Consider the following 1477-nt stretch of genomic DNA (forward strand, 5'->3'; position numbering starts at 1 on the left):
GTGATATGCACCCACAAACCCGGACAAAATAACCGCGTTTATTACACGGCTTGTAACCTGTACTCAACAGGTGACAGGCCGTTTAATTTTGTCTTTATTCTCTTGTTGTTATACCAGTCAATATATTCTCTAATAGCAGCTTCTAATTCCTCAATAGTTTTGTAGTTTTCACAGTAAAACATCTCTTGTTTTAACAATCCAAAGAAATTTTCCATGGGTGAATTATCTAGGCAATTTCCTTTTCTAGACATACTCTGTTTGATCCCATATTTTTCAAGTGTATATACCCAACTCCTATGTTGGTAATGAAAGCCTTGATCGGTGTGGATCATTAAGTTATGCTTTACAGGTATGGTTTGTATTGCGTCTTTTAATGACTTTAGTGTGAACTCTACTGTTGGAGATTTGCTTATGCTGTAGGAAATTATTTCTCCGTTATACAGATCCATTATTGGAGATAGGTAGAGTTTTATTTCCGAATTTCTTATTCTAAACTCTGTTACATCACTTACCCATACTGTATTTATCTTATCCACATAAAAGTCTCTATTTAAATTATTTTTAGCAACTTTACCTACATTGCCTTTGTATGATGAGTAGGCTTTTCTTCTTAAGCCATACTTGTTACATAAGAGATTGTTTTCTTTCATGATTCTAAGAACTTTTTTATGGTTCATAATTATGCCTTCTTTTTTTAGTTGTAAGCACACTCTTCTGTAGCCATATCTTCTTTTGGATTCTTCAACTACTCTCTTTACTCTTTCAATATCTTTGGCTTCTTTTGTATTTACTTCCTGTAGTTTCTTCTCCCATTCATAGTAAGAGCTTTTTGGCAAATCAGCAGTCTCTAGCCAATACTTTAAAGGTAATTTCTTGTATTTTTGCCTTAGTTCAAAAATTATTTTGGTCTTTTCTTTGTTTTTTGCAATCTCTTTTGAACTAAGGCTTCCAGTTTTTTTTCGTATTCTAGCCTTGCTTTTAGGTATAGATTTTCTTGTCTTAATTTAATTAACTCTTCTTTTTCTGAAGGGGTAAATTCATTTATCTTATCTTTGCTCATATTAGAATCTCCTAGTTTCTTTGGCCTTCCTCTCTTCCCACATAAACCTTCAAAACCTTTTTCTTTATACTTCCTTTGCCAGACAGCTATTGTGGATGGCTGTTTGATTTTGAAGTGTTCTGCAGTTTCTTTGTAGGATAGACCATTTATTTTCCTATATTCTATCACAGATAATTTAAATTCTCCACTATATGAACTATTTTTAATACTTTTCTTGAGGCCTTCTTCACCAAACATTCCATATGACTGAATCCAATTTCGAATTGTATCTTTAGATATCCCATATTTTTTCGATAGATAAATTTGTCCATATCCTTCTTGGTTTTCTTTTACTATTTTTAATTTCTCTTCATATGTTATTTTTTTCATTAAAATACCCCCTTATTTCCGTGTCCGGATTTAAGGGGGCAGTACAAA

At 32.4% G+C, this 1477-nt stretch carries 2 protein-coding genes; both read right to left on the minus strand.

All coding sequences use genetic code 11. The features are described 5' to 3' along the window. Positions 1-41 precede the first annotated feature (41 nt). Positions 42-1004, minus strand: coding sequence for an IS3 family transposase (locus BN3004_RS00015; RefSeq protein ID WP_148344886.1), 963 nt, complete (start codon positions 1002-1004; stop codon positions 42-44). After that, positions 899-1429 (minus strand): helix-turn-helix domain containing protein, encoded by a 531-nt coding sequence (locus tag BN3004_RS00020; RefSeq protein WP_058259269.1) that lies wholly within the window; start codon positions 1427-1429, stop codon positions 899-901. The genes BN3004_RS00015 and BN3004_RS00020 overlap by 106 nt, the downstream gene beginning before the upstream one ends. Positions 1430-1477 lie beyond the last annotated feature (48 nt).

Origin of the sequence: Fenollaria timonensis (genome assembly GCF_001457835.1) — a bacterium.
In the GTDB taxonomy this organism is placed as follows: domain Bacteria; phylum Bacillota; class Clostridia; order Tissierellales; family Peptoniphilaceae; genus Fenollaria; species Fenollaria timonensis.